The organism is Stenotrophomonas sp. GbtcB23 (assembly GCF_019091045.1).
Lineage (GTDB): Bacteria > Pseudomonadota > Gammaproteobacteria > Xanthomonadales > Xanthomonadaceae > Stenotrophomonas > Stenotrophomonas rhizophila_A.
This window is the reverse complement of the sequence record NZ_JAGXKC010000551.1, coordinates 1-249: the sequence shown is the minus strand read 5'-3', so window position 1 is coordinate 249 and position 249 is coordinate 1. Positions and strand designations below refer to the sequence as shown.

Here is a 249-nt window from a genome sequence, read left to right as displayed (position 1 = left end):
CGCTGACCGCCTGCATCTGCGTGCCCAGTTCGCGCGCCAGCTGGTCGCCCTTGCCTTCCAGGAACATCGAGGCACGCCGCACCGATTCGGCGTAGTCGACGGCGGCCACCAGGTCCACGCACGGCGCGCTGCAGCGGCCGATCTGGTACTGCAGGCACGGGCGCGAGCGGTTGCGGAACACGCTGTCCTCGCAGCTGCGCAGCTTGAACAGCTTGTGCATGAGGTTTAGCGTTTCGCGCACCGCGGGCA

Annotated in this window: 1 pseudogene; it reads right to left on the bottom strand. The window is 68.3% G+C overall.

The window, feature by feature from the left end:
* Positions 1 to 249, bottom strand: a pseudogene (uvrC, locus tag KVS69_RS20075) (excinuclease ABC subunit C); the annotation flags it as partial.